The organism is Herbidospora cretacea, from assembly GCF_001570605.1.
GTDB lineage: Bacteria > Actinomycetota > Actinomycetes > Streptosporangiales > Streptosporangiaceae > Herbidospora > Herbidospora cretacea.
Genome location: NZ_BBXG01000008.1, coordinates 249,329 through 265,374 on the forward strand (window position 1 = coordinate 249,329; position 16,046 = coordinate 265,374).

Annotated in this window: 14 protein-coding genes; 13 read left to right on the plus strand and 1 reads right to left on the minus strand. The window is 67.6% G+C overall.

What is annotated here, in order from left to right; translation table 11 throughout:
- Positions 1–75 precede the first annotated feature (75 nt).
- Positions 76–1,056 (minus strand): TrmB family transcriptional regulator, encoded by a 981-nt coding sequence (locus AW270_RS18045; RefSeq protein ID WP_061295567.1) that lies wholly within the window; start codon positions 1,054–1,056, stop codon positions 76–78.
- Positions 1,057–1,767: 711 nt separating this feature from the next.
- Between AW270_RS18045 and aroA the strand changes: the two genes are divergently transcribed.
- The 13 genes from aroA to AW270_RS18105 all read left to right on the plus strand — a co-directional run bounded on the left by aroA (position 1,768) and on the right by AW270_RS18105 (position 16,035).
- Complete coding sequence (gene aroA / locus AW270_RS18050) at positions 1,768–3,084, plus strand: 3-phosphoshikimate 1-carboxyvinyltransferase (protein ID WP_061295570.1); 1,317 nt, start codon at positions 1,768–1,770, stop codon at positions 3,082–3,084.
- The gene (gene gpmI / locus AW270_RS18055; protein ID WP_063819241.1) at positions 3,081–4,667 is read left to right on the plus strand and encodes a 2,3-bisphosphoglycerate-independent phosphoglycerate mutase; all 1,587 of its coding nucleotides are present in this window, start codon (positions 3,081–3,083) and stop codon (positions 4,665–4,667) included. The genes aroA and gpmI overlap by 4 nt, the downstream gene beginning before the upstream one ends.
- The gene (locus tag AW270_RS18060; protein ID WP_063819242.1) at positions 4,664–5,410 is read left to right on the plus strand and encodes a CTP synthase C-terminal region-related (seleno)protein; all 747 of its coding nucleotides are present in this window, start codon (positions 4,664–4,666) and stop codon (positions 5,408–5,410) included. The genes gpmI and AW270_RS18060 overlap by 4 nt, the downstream gene beginning before the upstream one ends.
- Complete coding sequence (locus AW270_RS18065) at positions 5,392–6,411, plus strand: inorganic phosphate transporter (RefSeq protein WP_061295573.1); 1,020 nt, start codon at positions 5,392–5,394, stop codon at positions 6,409–6,411. Before AW270_RS18060 ends, AW270_RS18065 begins: the two co-directional genes overlap by 19 nt.
- A gap of 98 nt (positions 6,412–6,509) precedes the next feature.
- Positions 6,510–6,635 (plus strand): hypothetical protein, encoded by a 126-nt coding sequence (locus tag AW270_RS41810; protein WP_275477763.1) that lies wholly within the window; start codon positions 6,510–6,512, stop codon positions 6,633–6,635.
- Between the two features lie 34 nt (positions 6,636–6,669).
- Positions 6,670–7,020 (plus strand): carboxymuconolactone decarboxylase family protein, encoded by a 351-nt coding sequence (locus tag AW270_RS18070; protein ID WP_061295577.1) that lies wholly within the window; start codon positions 6,670–6,672, stop codon positions 7,018–7,020.
- Between the two features lie 38 nt (positions 7,021–7,058).
- Positions 7,059–8,345: an ATP-grasp domain-containing protein gene (locus AW270_RS18075; protein WP_061295580.1), complete on the plus strand. Its 1,287-nt coding sequence runs from the start codon at positions 7,059–7,061 to the stop codon at positions 8,343–8,345.
- Positions 8,323–9,465 (plus strand): GNAT family N-acetyltransferase, encoded by a 1,143-nt coding sequence (locus tag AW270_RS18080; protein WP_218009257.1) that lies wholly within the window; start codon positions 8,323–8,325, stop codon positions 9,463–9,465. Before AW270_RS18075 ends, AW270_RS18080 begins: the two co-directional genes overlap by 23 nt.
- Positions 9,465–10,667, plus strand: coding sequence for an ATP-grasp domain-containing protein (locus AW270_RS18085; RefSeq protein ID WP_061296164.1), 1,203 nt, complete (start codon positions 9,465–9,467; stop codon positions 10,665–10,667). Before AW270_RS18080 ends, AW270_RS18085 begins: the two co-directional genes overlap by 1 nt.
- Positions 10,668–10,674: 7 nt before the next feature.
- The gene (locus tag AW270_RS18090) at positions 10,675–11,931 is read left to right on the plus strand and encodes an ATP-grasp domain-containing protein (protein WP_218009259.1); all 1,257 of its coding nucleotides are present in this window, start codon (positions 10,675–10,677) and stop codon (positions 11,929–11,931) included.
- A 272-nt stretch (positions 11,932–12,203) separates the two neighbouring features.
- Complete coding sequence (locus AW270_RS18095; protein ID WP_061295584.1) at positions 12,204–13,901, plus strand: ABC transporter ATP-binding protein; 1,698 nt, start codon at positions 12,204–12,206, stop codon at positions 13,899–13,901.
- Entirely contained in the window at positions 13,894–15,792 is a 1,899-nt protein-coding gene (locus AW270_RS18100) for an ABC transporter ATP-binding protein (RefSeq protein WP_061295589.1), read from the plus strand. The genes AW270_RS18095 and AW270_RS18100 overlap by 8 nt, the downstream gene beginning before the upstream one ends.
- A 3-nt stretch (positions 15,793–15,795) precedes the next feature.
- Positions 15,796–16,035, plus strand: a complete 240-nt coding sequence (locus AW270_RS18105) for a hypothetical protein (protein ID WP_061295592.1) — start codon at positions 15,796–15,798, stop codon at positions 16,033–16,035.
- Positions 16,036–16,046: the final 11 nt, after the last annotated feature.

Below are 16,046 nucleotides of genomic sequence, written 5' to 3' on the forward strand. Positions count from 1 at the left end.
CAGGCTTCTACACAGGCGACAACGCCTGCGCGTAAGGGTGTTCATGGGCATGGCTCCCCTCTCCTCCGTTGTGCGTCAGTCTGCGACCCAGCCCCGCTGTAGCGCCTTCACCCCGGCCTCGAACCGACTTCGAGCGTTGAGCCGATCCATCAGATCGGCGACGATCCGGCGATGGGTGCGCAGGCCGATGCCGAGCTTCTTGCTCGCGGCCTCGTCGGTCAGCCCCAGGGCGAGCAGCCTCAGAAGCTCCAGCTCTTGCGGTGTGGGCTTCTCTTCACATCGCCGCTGGCCTGCGCCATAGGGAGTGGCCACGATCCAGATCTGCTCGAACAACGCAACGAGCGCCGAGATCAGGCCTTCGCCGCACACCTCCACGGCGCCCTTGCTGCTGTCCTGCGGATCCAGGGGAACCAGGGCGACCTTCCTGTCGAAGATCACGATCCTGAGCGGCAACGTCGGAGCTGACCGAACCTCGCCACCGAGATCCGTGAGCCAGCGGGCATAGGCGTGTGTCGGCGCGTCGTTCCACGCGCTGTCCAGATACAGGGCGCGAACCGAGGCTCCGCGCTGCAGGAGCAACTCGTCCAGCGGCCTGCTGGCTTCCAGGCTCGCTGCGGATTGGGCGCCACCGGGCATCAGCGACTGACACTCCGATGTCGTCCCGTGGGCCAGCGTCTCAATGCGCGCCCGGACGGCCTCGACGCTCTCCAGGCGGTCACACTCGCTCCGGTTGCCGACCCCGCACATCTCGCTGTACTCACTGACCAGGCGATTCACCGCGCGCTCCGCCGCGAAGAACGCCTCTTGGCGGCGCAGCAGGTCTGCCCGTTGACGCTGGAGCATCGAGTGGAACGCCACGCTCGGACTGGCCGGCTGCAGAGTCCCCGAGGATCGGCGGAGCAACGACATGTCCACCAGCCTGTCGACGGTGGCGCGGACATAGCTCTCGGACATCTCCAGACGCTCGGCGATCTTCGATATCTCGCCGTCCTTCTGCGTCAGAATCGCGCGGTAGATGGCGTCGGCGTGATCATCTAGCCCTAATTCCCTCAGCACATAACACCCCCGAGCCCCATTGGTGACGGGGCTATTAAATAGCAGCTCACTTCAAGATGTCTACGCCCATTTGCGGCAGCCGCAGACCCGCATCCCTCCCGGCCTGACGCCTGGTCCACCCACTGGCCGACGGCGCTGAACTGGCACTTTCAATCAAAAATATCCATCACCCTCGCCAGACGAATCTGCAAGATGACATTGAGTGACCAACCATATTTGAACGTTTGATGAACGGAATGGGTCAGAGCTCTATCGACCCTTCTTGTCAAGGAAGATTAGTGTCTCGCCAGGGTCACTTGCAGGAGATGGCGGACGCGCACTCACCTCCATCGCCGACTCACCATCCGCAAGAGCGTCCACTTAGGAAGCGGTAGATGAGCTGGCCGTACGAGAGTCGGCCGGCACGGGCGCGCCTACTGGCACCAAGATGCCCGGCAACTTACTGCCGGGCTTGACTACTTTTCCGGGTCAGCTGCAAATACGACAGTAGAGCGCGTGGAACCGAACATTCCGCGATGAGAACTTCACCACGGCCGCCCGGTGAATCTGAGGGAATTGCAAGAGAACGGTTCCTCGGCGCATGACGGACATCGTCTATCGGTCATTCATCCGCCAGTCGTGAATACTTTTTGAACGGCGCCAAATACTCTCGCACGGCAATACCGTTCGTTTCCTGTTCAGGACTTCCGTATCCCTTGAAGGAGTACGACCATGACGTCCGACCCCCGTCGTAAAGCCGCCGAATTGACGATGCGAACGCTGAAGGGCATGGACGCCGATGTGAAGGTCCTCGGCTCCAAGAGCTACACCAACCGCTACCTGGCCATCGCGGCGCTGTCCGGGCAGGGGACGACGCTGGAGGGCGCGCTCATCTCCGACGACACGGTCTACCTGTCCCGAGGAGTGGAGAAGTTCGGCCACGTACGGGTCGAGATCGACGACGCGAAGGCGTCCATCCAGGTCACTCCCACCGGTGCGCCGATGACGGCCCCGGCCGATGACATCTTCATGGGTGGGGCGGGCACACCTCTGCGGTTCCTGATCTCGATGGCCGGCCACGCCGCCGGTACCACGACGATCACCGGCAACGCGCGGATGCAGGAGCGCCCGATGGGCGACCTGCTGGCCGCACTTCCCGCGCTCGGCGTCGAGGCGGTCAGCGTGCGAGCCAACGGCTCGCCGCCGATCAGAGTCACCGGAGGTTCCTTCCGGGGCGGCGCCACCCGCATCAGCGGCGCGGTGAGCAGCCAGTTCACCTCCAGCCTTCTGATCAACTCGGTGCCGGCCGAGAGCGACGTGGAGATCACCGTCGTCGACGACCTCATCTCCAGGCCGTACGTCGAGATGACCATCGCCGCGCTCGCCGAGATGGGCGTCCGGATCGAGCGGGAGGGATACACCCGCTTCGTGGTTCCCTCCGGCCAGCGGTTCCGTGGGGGGCCGGTCACCGTGGAGCCCGACGCCTCCGGCATGTCGTATCCGCTGGCGGCCGCTGCGGTGCTGGGCGGCCGGGTCACCATCCCGGGCATCGGCCGCGACTCCCACCAGGGCGACGTCGGGTTGGTCGACGTGCTGGTGAGCATGGGCTGCACCGCTTCCTACGACGACAACGCGATCACCCTGCGGGGCGGTGACCTGCACGGCGTCGAAGTGGACATGGAGAGCATGCCGGACGTGGTGCCGACCCTCGCCGTCGTCGCCGCCTTCGCCGAGGGAACGACGCACATCAGCAACATCGCCAGCCTGCGGGTCAAGGAATGCGACCGGATCGCGGCCGTGACCACCGAGCTGCGCAAGATGGGCATCACCGTCGAGGAACACCCGGACGCGATGACCATCACCGGTGGTACGCCGACCGGCGCGGTGATCGACACCTACGACGACCACCGGATCGCGATGTCCTTCGCCATCGCGGGCCTGCGAACCGAGGGTGTGGTCATCCGCGACCCCGGCTGCGTCGCCAAGTCCTTCCCGACGTTCTGGGAGACCTTGGACGGGCTGTTCCCCGACGGCGTCTCAACGCGATGAACGGCATCCTCCTGGTCCTGGACGGCTGGGGGCATGCGCCACCCGGCGAAGGCAACGCCCTCACCGCCGCCGTCACGCCCTACCTCGACGAGTTGACCTCCTCCCCCGCCGCGACCCTGGTGGGGGCGTCCGGAGAAGCGGTCGGCCTGCTTCCGGGTACCGTGGGCAACTCCGAGATCGGGCACATGGTCATCGGCGCCGGCCGGCCACTGCCCTATGACAGCGTTCTGGTGCAGCAGGCCATCGACTCCGGAGCCCTGGCCACGCACCCGTTGCTGAGCGAGGTCTGTGCGCGGCTCGTCTCCTCCGGCGGGGCCCTGCATCTGGTCGGTCTGTGCTCTGACGGACAGATCCACGCGAATATCGACCATCTCCGCGAACTGCTGACCATCGCCGACGCCCGTGCGGTGCCCGCCGTGTGGATCCACGCCATCACCGACGGCCGTGACGTCGCCGACGGGACCGCCGCCGCGTATCTCGATCGGGTCGAGAAGTTCGCGGCCGAAGCGGGGATCGGCCGTGTCGCCACGGTTGTCGGCCGCGGCTACGCCCTGGACAAGAGCGGGAATCTCGATCTCACCCGCGCCGCCATGACGGCCGTCGCCGACGGCGGTGGCGCGCTCGTCCAGCAAGTACGAGACGCGCTCGCCGACGGCGGGGTCAGCGACGAATGGATCCCGCCCAGCGTCGTCACCGACCAGGAAGGCAACCCTCTCGGCGCGGTACGCCAAGGTGACGCGGTGCTGTTCACGAACTTCCGCAGCGACCGCATCCAGCAGCTCGCCGACCAGTTGGTGAGCCACCTGGCGTCGCGCGACGTCACCGTGCTGAGCCTGGCCCGTTATGACACGGCAGCCGAGATCCCTCCGCTGGTGGACCGCGCGGACGCTTCGGGCGGGCTGGCCGACGTACTCGAAAGCCATGGCCTGCGCTCGGTCCGCATCGCCGAACGGGAGAAGTTCGAGCACGTCACCTACTACATCAATGGCCGCGACGCGCGGGTCCGTGACGTGGAGGAGCACGTCCGCGTCGTCACCGACGCGGCTCCCGACTATCGAGCTCGGCCCCAGATGAACCTCGCCGAGGTGACGGCTGCGGTGACCGATGCCGCCCGGCGCCCGGACGTGCATCTGGTGGTCGCCAACCTGGCCAACATCGACGTGGTCGGCCACACCGGTGACAACGCGGCGACCGTCCGGGCCGCCGAGCACACCGACAGCTCCGTCAGGCGCATCTGCGAGGTCGCCGGGGAGACCGGACGCTGGGTACTCCTGGTCGGCGACCACGGCAACGCGGAGCAGATGCTTCGGGCAGGCCCCGATGGCGAGTCACGCCCGTACGGGGGCCACACGACCAACCCCGTGCCGCTGGTGCTTCTCCATCCGTCCGGAGCCCCTGACCTGCGTGGCGACGGCACGCTCGCCGATGTCGCCCCGACCGTGCTGGAGTTGCTCGGTCACGCAGCCGGGGAAGGGATGACCGGCCGGCCGATCTTCAACCGCTCACCGGTCGATGCGGCTCTGGTCGATCTGGTGAACCACCAGGCAGAGAACAGCAGCAGCAACGAGGAGAACGCGCCATGACCACGCGCCCCCGGATCGCTCTGGTCGGTGACCGCAAGGCGACGGTCCCCGCCCACGCCCGCCTTCACGACTTCGTCCCCCATCTGCCCGCGGACATCGACTGGATCCCCACCTCCGACATCGACGGCCCGGAGACGCTCGACGGCTACGCGGGCATCTGGGTGATCCCCGGCTCGCCCTACGCCTCGAAGGACAACGTGCTGCTGGCGATCCGGGTGGCGCGGGAGAACGGCATCCCCTACCTGGGTACGTGCGGCGGATTCCAGCACGCCCTGATCGAGTACGCCCGCAACGTCCTGGGCCTGGTCGACGCCGATGACGTCCAGTACGACCCCGGTGCCGGAACCCCGCTGATCACCGCGCTGTGCTGCTCGCTGGTGGGGGAACAGGCGTCGCTCTTCCTCGGCGACGGCAGCCGGCTCGCCTCCGTCTTCGCCCACGCCGACGAGACGACCGAGACCTTCCACTGCAAGTACGGCCTCAACCCCGACTACGTGGAGCTCATCGAACAGAGCTCCCTGGTGATCAGCGGCTGGGACGCCGAAAAGGCTCCGCGCGCCATCGAGGTGACCGATCACCCCTTCTTCATCGGCACCCTCTTCCAGCCGGAACTCTCCTCGACACCTTCCTCGATCCACCCCCTCATCGAGGCGTTCGTCGCCGCCGCGACCCGGCATGCGAGTGACGCCCCATTCGGTAACCCCCCACTGGAGGCCGCTGCGCAATGGAAATCCTCGTACTGATCCTCGTCGTGGCGCTCGCCGCGGCCAACGGCGCGAACGACGTCCCGAAGGGCGTCGCGACCCTCGCAGGAGCCGGCGTCACCAGAATCCGGACGGCCATTCTGTGGGGCACGGTCACGACGGCAGTGGGCTGCCTGGTCTCGCTGACCCTGGCCTCCAAGATGACCGCCCTGTTCTCCAAGGGCATCGTGGCCACCTCTCCCACCCCCGCCTTCGCCGCCGCTGTGCTGATCGGCACCGTGTCGTGGGTGGTTCTGGCCACGATCCTGAAGCTGCCGGTCTCCACCACTCACGCGCTGGTCGGTTCGCTGCTCGGCGCGGGCAGTCTGTTCGCGAGTTCGGCCGTGCAATGGAACGGGCTGCTGAACAAGGTCGTCATGCCGCTGCTGCTCAGCATCCTCGTCGCGTATGCCATCTCGGCCGTGCTGGGGGTCATCACCCGTAAGCTCGTCGCCCGGTCGGCGGCCAAGAAGAGCACCGTGGCTGTCGAATCAGGATCGACGATGACCCTGACCGAGACGGCGGTCGAACCGACGACCGCGCAGAAGGCCATCACCGGCCTGCACTGGCTGACCAGCGGCCTGGCCAGCTTCGCCCGGGGCCTCAACGACGCTCCGAAGATCGTCGCGATCGGGTCCTTCGCGATGGTCGGCGGGATGACGACGACCGGCATGCTGCTGTCCGTCACCGTCGCCATGGCGCTGGGCGGGCTCGTCGCCGGTTCCCGGATCGCCGACCGGCTCGCCTACTCAGTGATCAAGATTCCTCATGTGGAGGGATTCACCGCCAACCTCACCACGGCCAGCCTCGTCGGACTCGGCGCCACGCTCGGTCTGCCCATGTCCACCACGCAGGTCTCCGCAGGCGCCATCTCCGGCATCGCCGCCAACGACCTGTCCCGGCTGAACAAGAAGACCGTCCGCGATCTGCTCATCGCCTGGATCCTGACTCCGCCGGTGGGAGCGGGCGTCGCCGCCCTCGCCTACCTGGTTCTCGCCTGAGGAATGGGCCGTCGGCAGTCGCCGGCGGCCCATTGACACCATTGGTGATTCGATGTTCTTTTAATTAGGTATTCATGAAATCAAGATGGAGGCCGGACATGGAGACGAAAGCGGATCTCGAAGTCGAGATCGTCGAGGACCTGGGATCGGGCTGCTGTCAGGCGTCCGACGTGCCAGAGGTCGTGGAGACCGAAGAATCCGGCAGCGCCTGCTGCGAAGCCTGACCCACAGAAATCCGATCAGACACGAGGAGTTCCGATGGCGCCCGCAGCAACGAGCATCGCGACCCAGCTCATCCAGTTGGCCCCCGACGTCAAAGAGAGCCACACCAGCTTCTCCGACAGCTACCAGACGTTCTTCAACTCCGTCTTCAACGGCGGAGCGCTCGACCAGAAGTCGAAGGCGGCGGTGGCGCTGGCCTCCGCGCTGCTGCTGGGCCGCGAGGAGACCGTCCGATCCTTCCTCGCCACCGCCAAGCAACTCGGCCTCGGCAACGAGGAGATCGGCCAGATCGCCGGCATCGTCGAGGTGATGAAGCTGGACGCGGTCCAGCGCCCCGCCCAGGCACCGGCCGCCGCTCCCGCCAAGAAGGCCAACACCTGCTGCTGACGCCCGCCCCGACCAAGCGCGAACAGAACGGAGCGCCGATGACCGGCGGCGGCACGACCTCGGCGGGCACCGTCGTCCTCATCGGCGGCCGGGCCCACCGCGAATTCAGCCTCTTGCACGAACTCGGCTACCGCATCCTCTACCTGGACCGTCGAGTCCCCTTCTCCTGTGTGACCTGGGCCGACCTGCCCTTCGACGTGGACGTCGACGACTGGGACGCCGTCTTCGAACTGGTCAAGCACCAGCTCGGCGGACACCCCCCGGCGGCGATCCTGACCCATGTGGAGCCACGGATCCCGTTGATGGCCCACCTCTCCGAACTCCTGCTGGACACGCCACGAGGCCTGAGCGTCGAAACGGCGTGGAACTGCCACGACAAATGGCTGACCCGCAACCGCCTGCGCGAACACGGCGTCCCGGTACCGGGGTTCGGTCTCGCCGACAGCGCCGAAGAGGCGATCCAGATCGCCGCCGAGATCGGCCTTCCCGTCGTGGTGAAACCACGTGACGAGGCCGGAGCATTCGGCGTTCGGCGGTGCCTCACTCTGCCGGAGGTTCGAGAAGCGGCGACCGCGATCCTCTCGGAGTCCGGATCCGGAACCCGGACGGGCGTGCTGGTCGAGGAGTACATCGACGGACCGGAGTACGCCGTGCAGACCCTCACCCGCGGCGGGCGCACACAGGTGCTGAGCATCTTCCTGCAGCACATGACCGATCCGCCCGTGTTCGTCGAGCTCGGCTACGAGCACCCCAGCGGCCTCGGCGAATCCGCCGAACTCTCCTTGAGGGAAACGACGGTCGCAGCACTTCAGGCGCTCGGTGTGACCGACTGGATCAGCCACACCCAGGTGCGCCGTGGTCCTGACGGCTTCCGCGTGGTCGAGGTCAACGCACGCCGGCCAGGTGGCCGCCTGGTCGAGATGACGGAGGCGGTCAGCGGCGTCGACATGACTCTGGCGGCCTGCCAGCTCGCACTCGGCCTGCCGGTCACCTCCGGCCGGCCGAAAGCGACCCATGCCCTGTACAGCAGCATCGTCTTCGACCGGCCCGGAGTCGTGACCTACCGGACCGGAATCGACGTCGCGCCGTTCTCCGGCACGCTGCCCCCCATCGTCGAGCTCGAGATCCCCCCTGGCGACCCCGTTCAGGCGGCCGCCCATCCCGAGGGCGGGGTGTACGGACGGATCGTGGCCTTCGGCGACTCGGCGGCCGAGGCCGGCGAGGGCGTGCGGGGGATCCGCGAAGCGCTCGACCTGCAGGTGACCGAGCTGGAGGACCTCGCGTGGGAGGTGGCGGACAGTCGTGAATACAAGTCTTGCTGCTGAGGCGACGACGATCTCGGGTCCTTACCGGGTGGAACTCCTCCCCAGCGCCGCAGGTGTCGAAGCCGCCGCCTGGAACGACGTGGTGCGCCGGGCAGGCGGAACGATCTTCCACTCGTGGGAGTGGCTCACCGCTTTCGAGGAGGCGCCTCCGGGCGAGTTCGAAGCCGCTCACCTGCTCGCTCATGACGGCGATCAGCTGGTCGGCGTCTGTCCCGCATACCTGGTCCGCCAATGTCCCCGGCTGGACCACGCTCTCGCTCTGGGCGAGGCAGAGGATTTACGGGAGCGCGGCCCCATGCTGCTCGCGCACAGTCTCGCCGGTCTTCACGGCGGTCCTCTGGTCCTGCCCGGCCACCAGCCTGCGGCTCAGGCGCTGGTGGCCGGTCTTGAGCGGACCGCGCGTTCGCTGGGCGCATGGGCATGGGGAGTCGCCAATGTGCCCGCCGACGGCATGGCCGGACGACTGCTCGGCGCCGGTTACGCCGCCGCCCACGTGGCGACCGCCTATCGGCTGGACACCACGAAAGCCACCCCTGAGGACTACTGGGCGGCGATGCCCAGACGCCGCCGCGGCAAGGTCCGGCGCGAGCAACGTCTGGGTGCCCGAGAGCTGACGATCGCCGAGGGCGGCCTCGACGAGGACACTCTGGTGAGACTCACCCATGATCTCCTTCGCGAACACGACACACCCACGGACGTGTTGCCCGACCCTTTCCTGCGCGCGGTCTCGCGACGCCTGCGCCCCTACGGGCGGGCCACGATCGCCACCGGCGAAGGCGGCGAGATCGTGGCGGCGTTCGCCGGATGGGAGTTCGCGGGTGAGTGGTCGATGTGGATCGCGGGGCTGCGCACCGGACGCTATCCGGCCTTCGAGCCGTACCACGCCATGCTCGCCCACACCATCGAGGCCGCGCTCACCTCCGGCACGAGAGTGCTCAATCTCGGCCGGGGCAACGCCTCCGTGAAGGCTCGGTACGGCGCGGTGGGCACTCCGCTCTACCTCGCCCTCAAATCAGACGACCGGCGCGACACCGCTCTGCTGCACGCCTGGTGCCGACGACTGGAGGCCCGCAGTCACGCGTCCCCGCATGGACTCGCGGTGTCGAGCAGGTGCTGCTGATGCCGGGCTGGGACGAGGACGGCGACCACCGGCCGACCGTGGTGAGCGTGTCCGGCCGCCGGGTGGTGGACGTCATGGTGGAAGCCGGAGTGCGAACCATCCTGTTCGACGACCCGACGCCTCTTGACTTGGCCTGCGTCGCCGACGTACCCGTGGATCTCGACCTCGATGACTGGTCGGCAGCCGAGTCGGTGTTGAGGCGGCTGCACCACCAGCGACCCATCGACGCCGTGATCGGAGTCTACGATCTCCGGCTTCCGTTGACCGCCTACCTCGCCGCCCGGCTGGGAGTGCGGGGGCTGAGCCTGGCGGCCACCATGAACTGCAACGACAAGCTCCGGATGCGCCTGGCGCTACGTGCGGCTGCCCTAGGCGTTCCCGATCACGTCGTCGTCGCGGAACCGGGTGAGGCGCAGGCCGCGGCCCTGCGGCTCGGCTATCCCGTGCTCGTCAAGAAGGTGACCGGTGCGGCCGGCGCGGGCACGCTGGTCTGCCGCGATCCTCGCCAGGTCAAGGACGCCGTCACCGCTCTTCACGACGAGACGGATCCGCGCCTGCTGGTCGAGGCGTATGTCGACGGCCCGGAATACGCGATCCAAAGTGTCACCCGTGACTCGATCACCGAAGTGATCAGCGTACTCGCCCAGCATTCCGCGATGGATGGACGTCCGGTCGAACTCGGCTACGACTTCCCCGCCGGACTGGACGAATCCCGGGAGTTCGACCTCCGCCGGTTCGTCGCCGCAGCGCTGGAGGCACTCGGCTTCGATCACGGGATCGCCCACACACAGGTGCGGCTCTCGCTGACCGGCCCTGTCCTCATCAACGTCAGCGCCCGGCCGCCCGGGGGAAGGCTGTGCGAGATCACCGAAGCGGTCTCAGGAGTGGACATGGTCCGGGCCGCGCTCGACGTGGCGCTCGGCGCTCCCCTCGGCAGACGGGCGCCGGTGGCCGACCACGTCCGGTACCGGTGCGTGACGTTCGATCAGGCCGGAACGGTGAACTACGACATCGGCGCCCTGACAGAGGGGGCGGCACCAGCCCCCGTGATCTCCATGGACGTGCACCCCGGCGACCACGTCAGTCCTGAAGGCGGCGTGTACGGCCGGATCATCTCCTACGACGGCGACCCCGTTTCCCTGGAGCGGCTGACCGACGCCCTCAGCCTGTCCGTTCGGCCCCATCCATCAGAAGGACGGTGACACACCCGTGCCAGACAACCCGACGCGAGTGCTCGTACTAGGCGGCAGGCGCACCGTCACGATGCTCAAGGAACGGACCGACTACGAGGTCGGTTTCGCGGACGAGGACATGCCGTTCGATCTGCTCGCCCTCGCCGACATCCCTATCGAGGTCGACTTCGACGACTGGGACGGGGTGATGGCCCAGGTCAGTCGCGTCCACGCCGTGCGGCCCTTCGCAGCCGTGGTCACGCAGGTGGACCGCCTGGTGCCGCTGGCCGGGCTGCTGCGCGAGAGTCTCGGCCTCAGCACGGGGATCACGGCCGAGGCCGCGCGCAACTGCAACGACAAGTCCGCCACCCACCGGCGCCTCGCCGAAGCCGGGCTGCCGGTGACCCGTCACCACGTCGTGCACAGCGCCGAGGAGGCCGTGCTGGCGGCCAAGGACATCGGTCTGCCGGTGGTCATCAAGCCCCTTGACGCCACCAGCGCTGCCGGGCTCATGTTCTGCTCCACCGCCGAGGAGGTCACCGCCGCTGTCGCCGACATCCTGGCCGGCGGGCGGACCAGCGCCCTCGTGGAGGAATACCTGGTAGGCCCGGAGATCGGTGTGCTGGCGAGCCGGGCGGGCGGACAGACCAAGATCCTCTATGTCTTCGAAGCAGAGGTCGGGCCGCCACCCAAGTTCGTCAAGCTCGGCGGCTGGTTTCCCAGCGCCGTCGCCGAGGGAGACCTGACCCTGCTCAGCGAGCGCACCGAGCAAGCGCTGGCCGCCGTCGGGCTCGACAACTGGGTCGCCCTGCTGCAGTTCATGCTCGTGGAGGACGGCCCCATCGCGGTCGAGATCAATCCACGTCTGTCCGGCGGGCAGGGTGTCACGCTCATCGCCGCGACCAGCGGTTACGAACCGACGCTGGTGGCCGTTGAAGCTGCCCTGGGCCGCCAGTCGGAGCCAGGGGCACCCGAGGCGAGCGTGGGGCTTTACCACAGCATCGTCTTCGACGAACCCGGCCGTCTGTTCTACCGCCCCGAAGCCCTGCGCGCCGTCGAAGGACTGGAGACGCGCACGCCGCCCTTGATAGAGGTCGACGTTCAGCCGGGTGAAGCCGTGCTCGAACTCAACCACCCCCGGGGCGGCACGTTCGGGCGGATCGTGCTGGTCGGCGACAGCCGTGAGGCCGTCCTCCGCGACCGTCAGCGGATTCTCGACCAGCTCGACCTGCGGGTCGAACCGGTGCAGGACATCGAGACCGAGGTCGCGAAACCGCACACATCCTGCTGCTGACAGACCCATTGACCGTTTCCAGGTGATCTGATTCGATAATCTTGTAATTATCAAATCAAGGAAGGAGAGTGTCATGGCGGAAGACATGATCGGCTCCGGCTGCTGCGAGACCAGCGGCATCGAGGACGCCGCCGAAGACGGCGCCGAATGCGCCTGCGCCTGTGCGTGCTGCGACTAGGCCACAGCCGCCCAAGGGCCATCAGGCGCGGTCCGTGTCCTGACGGGCGCGGACCGCGCCGCACCCCAGCGGCCGGCCGGAAGGGAACAGGGACGTGAAAGAGTCACTCCACGCGTTGCGCTTCATCTACGGTTATCCGCTCCGCCATCGCGGCGCGATGGCCGTGGCCACGGTCACGATGCTGCTGGGCCTGTTGAACACCATCGCCATCCCGTTGGTCATCCGAGTCGCGATCGACGCCGGCGTGCTGGGCGGCGACCCCGGTCTGCTGCTCGCCGTCGCGCTGGGCGTCCTGGCCATCGGCGCCCTCTCGGCCGGCCTGCTCCACCTCGGGAAGCAACTCCGCTTCACCGTCGCCAGCAAGGCCGTCAACGACCTGCGGCACGATCTGTTCCGCAAGCTCCTGCACCTGGGGCCGGCCGACACCGCCGAAGCCTCCGGCGGGCGGGCGCTGACCCGCCTGGTGTCGGACGCGGTGTTCGTTCGCGGTCTCACCAACGGCGGCATCCTGGAGCTGGCCAACCAGATCGTGGTGACCGCGGTCATGTACCTGGTGGCACTCCTCATCGACGTGCGGACCACGCTGCTCGCGTCTCTTCCGCTCGTCGTGGTCATCCTCGGCAACCTGATCGTCCAGGGCCGTCTGCAGCGCATGTTCGTCGAGGTCAAAGGCCAGTTCACCAATCTGCTGTCAGGTGTCGGCGAGTCGCTGACCAACATCGGCGTGGTCAAGGCCTTCGGCCGCGAGGAGGACGCCTCCAGCCGCCTCAACAAGATCAACGAAGAGCTCGCCGCTCGTCGCGGGACCATGAAGACCACCTACAGCCGGTGGGAGGCCATCCTCAATGTGGTCGGGGCGCTCCCCACGCCCATCGCCCTCTGGCTCGGCGGAAACGCCGTCCTCGACGGTCAGATCACCGTGGGAAGCCTGGTCGCCCTGACCGCCCTGGTCATGATGGTCCAGATGAGCATGCACATGGTCACCATGCATGCCAACGGGATCTTCCGCTCGGTGGTCATCGCACAGCGGTTGCTCCGGATCATGGACGCCCGCCCGGCGATTACCGAGGTGTCCGGCAGCCGCCCCATGCCCCCGCCCAGTGGTGCACTCGCGACAGACGGCGTCGTCGTGGAGATCGGTGACCGGCGTGTGGTCGACGACGTGAGCCTGGCCGTGGCTGCGGGCGAGTCCATCGCCCTGATCGGCCCGACCGGCAGCGGTAAGACGACCCTGCTGCACGCCTTGGCGCGGCTCCGCGACACCGAGGCCGGCACCGTTTCGTATGACGGTGTCGACGTCCGCGAGTACGACCTGCGGTCCGTACGGCACCAGGTCGTCTGCCTTCCGCAGCGGCAGTGGATCTTCGAGGGGACGATGGCGGACAACATCCGCTTCGCCCGGCCGGACGCCACGCCGGAGGAGGTGGCCGACGCCGCCGAAGCGGCCGGTCTGAGCCGCTCCTGTCTGACCAGAGAACTCGCCGCCAACGCGGCCGATCTCTCGGCCGGGGAGAGGCAGCGGGTCGGGCTGGCCCGAGCCCTTCTCGTGGATCCCGCCGTCCTGCTCCTGGACAACCCCACCGCCAATCTCGACGCCGAGACCGAGGCGGAGCTCCTCGACACCATCTTCCGAGTACGCCGTGGCAGAACGCTCATCATCGCCGCGCAGCAACTCGCCGTCACTCGCCACGTCGACCGCGTCATCACGATGAAGGACGGCACCCTGGACGACTCGGCGGTCCGATCGCCGGCGCCCGCCGGCCTTCCCGAAGGGGATCAGGCCCATGTCTGAGCTCACCACCTCGACCCCGCCGATGGACCAGGCCGAGATCAACCGCACCTTACGCCGGGCACTTCGCCGATTCCTGCCCTACCTGCGTCCGCACGCAGGCTGGATCGCGCTGGCGACGCTGGTCACGATTCTCAGCTCGATCATGACGATCGCCCAGATGTACGCCGTGATGCTCGGGGTCGGGCACATCGTGACCGGCAACATGGAGGCCGTCGCGAGCACGGCGATCAACCTGGTGATCCTGGCGGTGCTGGACAACATCATCCGGATCACCTACAACGTCGCCATGATCCGCGTGAACGAGCGGGTCACCGTCACCCTTCGGAACGATCTCGTGGCCCGGCTGCACAACGTGCAGCTCTCCCGCCACGTCTCCCAGGCCAGCGGCACCTGGGTCACCCGGGTGCTGTTCGAGGCCGAACGCTTCCGGGGCTACATCACGAAGACCGGAATGGAGCTGGTCCAGAGCGCCGTCTGGTTCATCGCCTTCGCCGTGTTCCTGCTGGCACTCAGCCCCGGCGTGGCCCTCCCGACGCTCATCGTCATCCCGATCATGGTCTTCATCGCCCTGCGCTGGACGCGGCATCTCAAGGCCGACACCCAGCGACAGCGCGACGCCTGGGACACCATGGTGGGCTACCTCAACCAGCGCATCAACGGCCTGGACGACGTCCGCGCCTTCGGCCGCGAAGACGACCTCATGGCCGACCTCGAAGGCCGCTCCGCCGGTTACACCAAGGTCCACAACCGCCTCTCCACCAAGCGCCTGTGGCTCACCTCCTACCTGGGGTTCACCGTCCACATCGCCCTAGCGCTACTGATCTTCTTCGGCGGCCTCCAGATCATCAACGGCCACCCGCTCGGCTCGGGCTTCTTCTTCGACCTGGCGGCAGGGATGATGCCGATGACCTGGATGCTGCTGGGCACCGACTCGATGATGGCCTCCATGGGCATGGCCGAGGGCGCCGCCCTGGCCGCAGGCACGCTGGCCGCGTTCGCACTGTTCTCCAAGCGCATGCTCAATCCGGTGCGGGATGTCGCCAACCAGCTCGGACAGTCCTCCGACATGGCCGTGTCCGCGCAGCGGATCCTGGAAGTCCTCGACCTGCCGGAAGAGGACGACACCGGGTACGACCTGGGCCAGGTCCGCGGTCATCTCCAGGTGGAGAACGTCGGCTTCGGCTACGCGGACGGCGTGGAAGTACTGCACGACGTGTCGCTGGAGGCCCAACCCGGCGAGCACATCGGGGTGGTCGGCGCCAGCGGCGCAGGCAAGACCACCCTCATGCAGCTGCTGGTCCGCTTCTACACGCCGACATCCGGGACGATCCGTCTCGACGGGCACGACCTGTCAGAGGTCACCAAGAGCTCCGTCCGCGATCAAGTCCTGCTGGTCACCCAGGAGGCGCTGCTCTTCGACGGGACCGTCGCGGAGAACATCAGGTTCGGCCGACCGGAAGCCACCGAGGACGAGATCGTCGAAGCCGCCCGCGCGGTGGGCGCCGACGAGGTCATCGCAGGCCTCCGCGACGGCTACGAGACGCGGGTCGGAGAGCGTGGGGCACGCCTGTCGACCGGAGAGAGGCAGCTCGTCGCCCTCACCCGCGCCATGCTCGCCGACCCCAAAGTGATCATCCTCGACGAGGCTGTCTCCAGCGTCGATCCCGCTCGCCAGCTCGTGGTGCTGGCGGCGATCCGGCGGCTCCTGGAAGGGCGCACCGCGATCGTCGTGGCGCACTGGCTCACCCTCGTCGAAGACCTCGACCGCGTCTTCGTCCTCGAAGACGGCCGCGTGGCCGAATCCGGCACGCCGGTGGAGCTCCTCACCAGCGACAGCAGGCTCGCGGAACTCTGCGAAGTCCAAACCAGACACCCGGTTGGAAGGAACTGAATCATGTCCGTCACCGACGACAACCTCGGTCAGCTCTTCTGGTCCGCCGCTCAGGGCGAGGCCCCGTCCGCCGCCCAGCCGAAGGCCAAGAGCTCGTGCTGCGGCCCGAAGCCCACTGCCGAAACCGCCGTGACCAGCGAGCCGGCCCCGGTCAAGAGTTCCTGCTGCGGACCCAAGCCCGCTGCGGACACCACCACCGAGGCCGTCCCGGTCCCCGCGGCGAAGAGTTCGTGCTGCGGCTGACCGCACCGCGT

Excerpts from the sequence above, each read along its gene's own strand:
- aroA (WP_061295570.1), top strand. The coding sequence starts at position 1,768 with ATGACGTCCGACCCCCGTCGTAAAGCCGCCGAATTGACGATGCGAACG.
- gpmI (WP_063819241.1), top strand. The coding sequence starts at position 3,081 with ATGAACGGCATCCTCCTGGTCCTGGACGGCTGGGGGCATGCGCCACCC.
- AW270_RS18060 (WP_063819242.1), top strand. The coding sequence starts at position 4,664 with ATGACCACGCGCCCCCGGATCGCTCTGGTCGGTGACCGCAAGGCGACG.
- AW270_RS18065 (WP_061295573.1), top strand. The coding sequence starts at position 5,392 with ATGGAAATCCTCGTACTGATCCTCGTCGTGGCGCTCGCCGCGGCCAAC.
- AW270_RS41810 (WP_275477763.1), top strand. The coding sequence starts at position 6,510 with ATGGAGACGAAAGCGGATCTCGAAGTCGAGATCGTCGAGGACCTGGGA.
- AW270_RS18070 (WP_061295577.1), top strand. The coding sequence starts at position 6,670 with ATGGCGCCCGCAGCAACGAGCATCGCGACCCAGCTCATCCAGTTGGCC.
- AW270_RS18075 (WP_061295580.1), top strand. The coding sequence starts at position 7,059 with ATGACCGGCGGCGGCACGACCTCGGCGGGCACCGTCGTCCTCATCGGC.
- AW270_RS18085 (WP_061296164.1), top strand. The coding sequence starts at position 9,465 with ATGCCGGGCTGGGACGAGGACGGCGACCACCGGCCGACCGTGGTGAGC.
- AW270_RS18100 (WP_061295589.1), top strand. The coding sequence starts at position 13,894 with ATGTCTGAGCTCACCACCTCGACCCCGCCGATGGACCAGGCCGAGATC.
- AW270_RS18105 (WP_061295592.1), top strand. The coding sequence starts at position 15,796 with ATGTCCGTCACCGACGACAACCTCGGTCAGCTCTTCTGGTCCGCCGCT.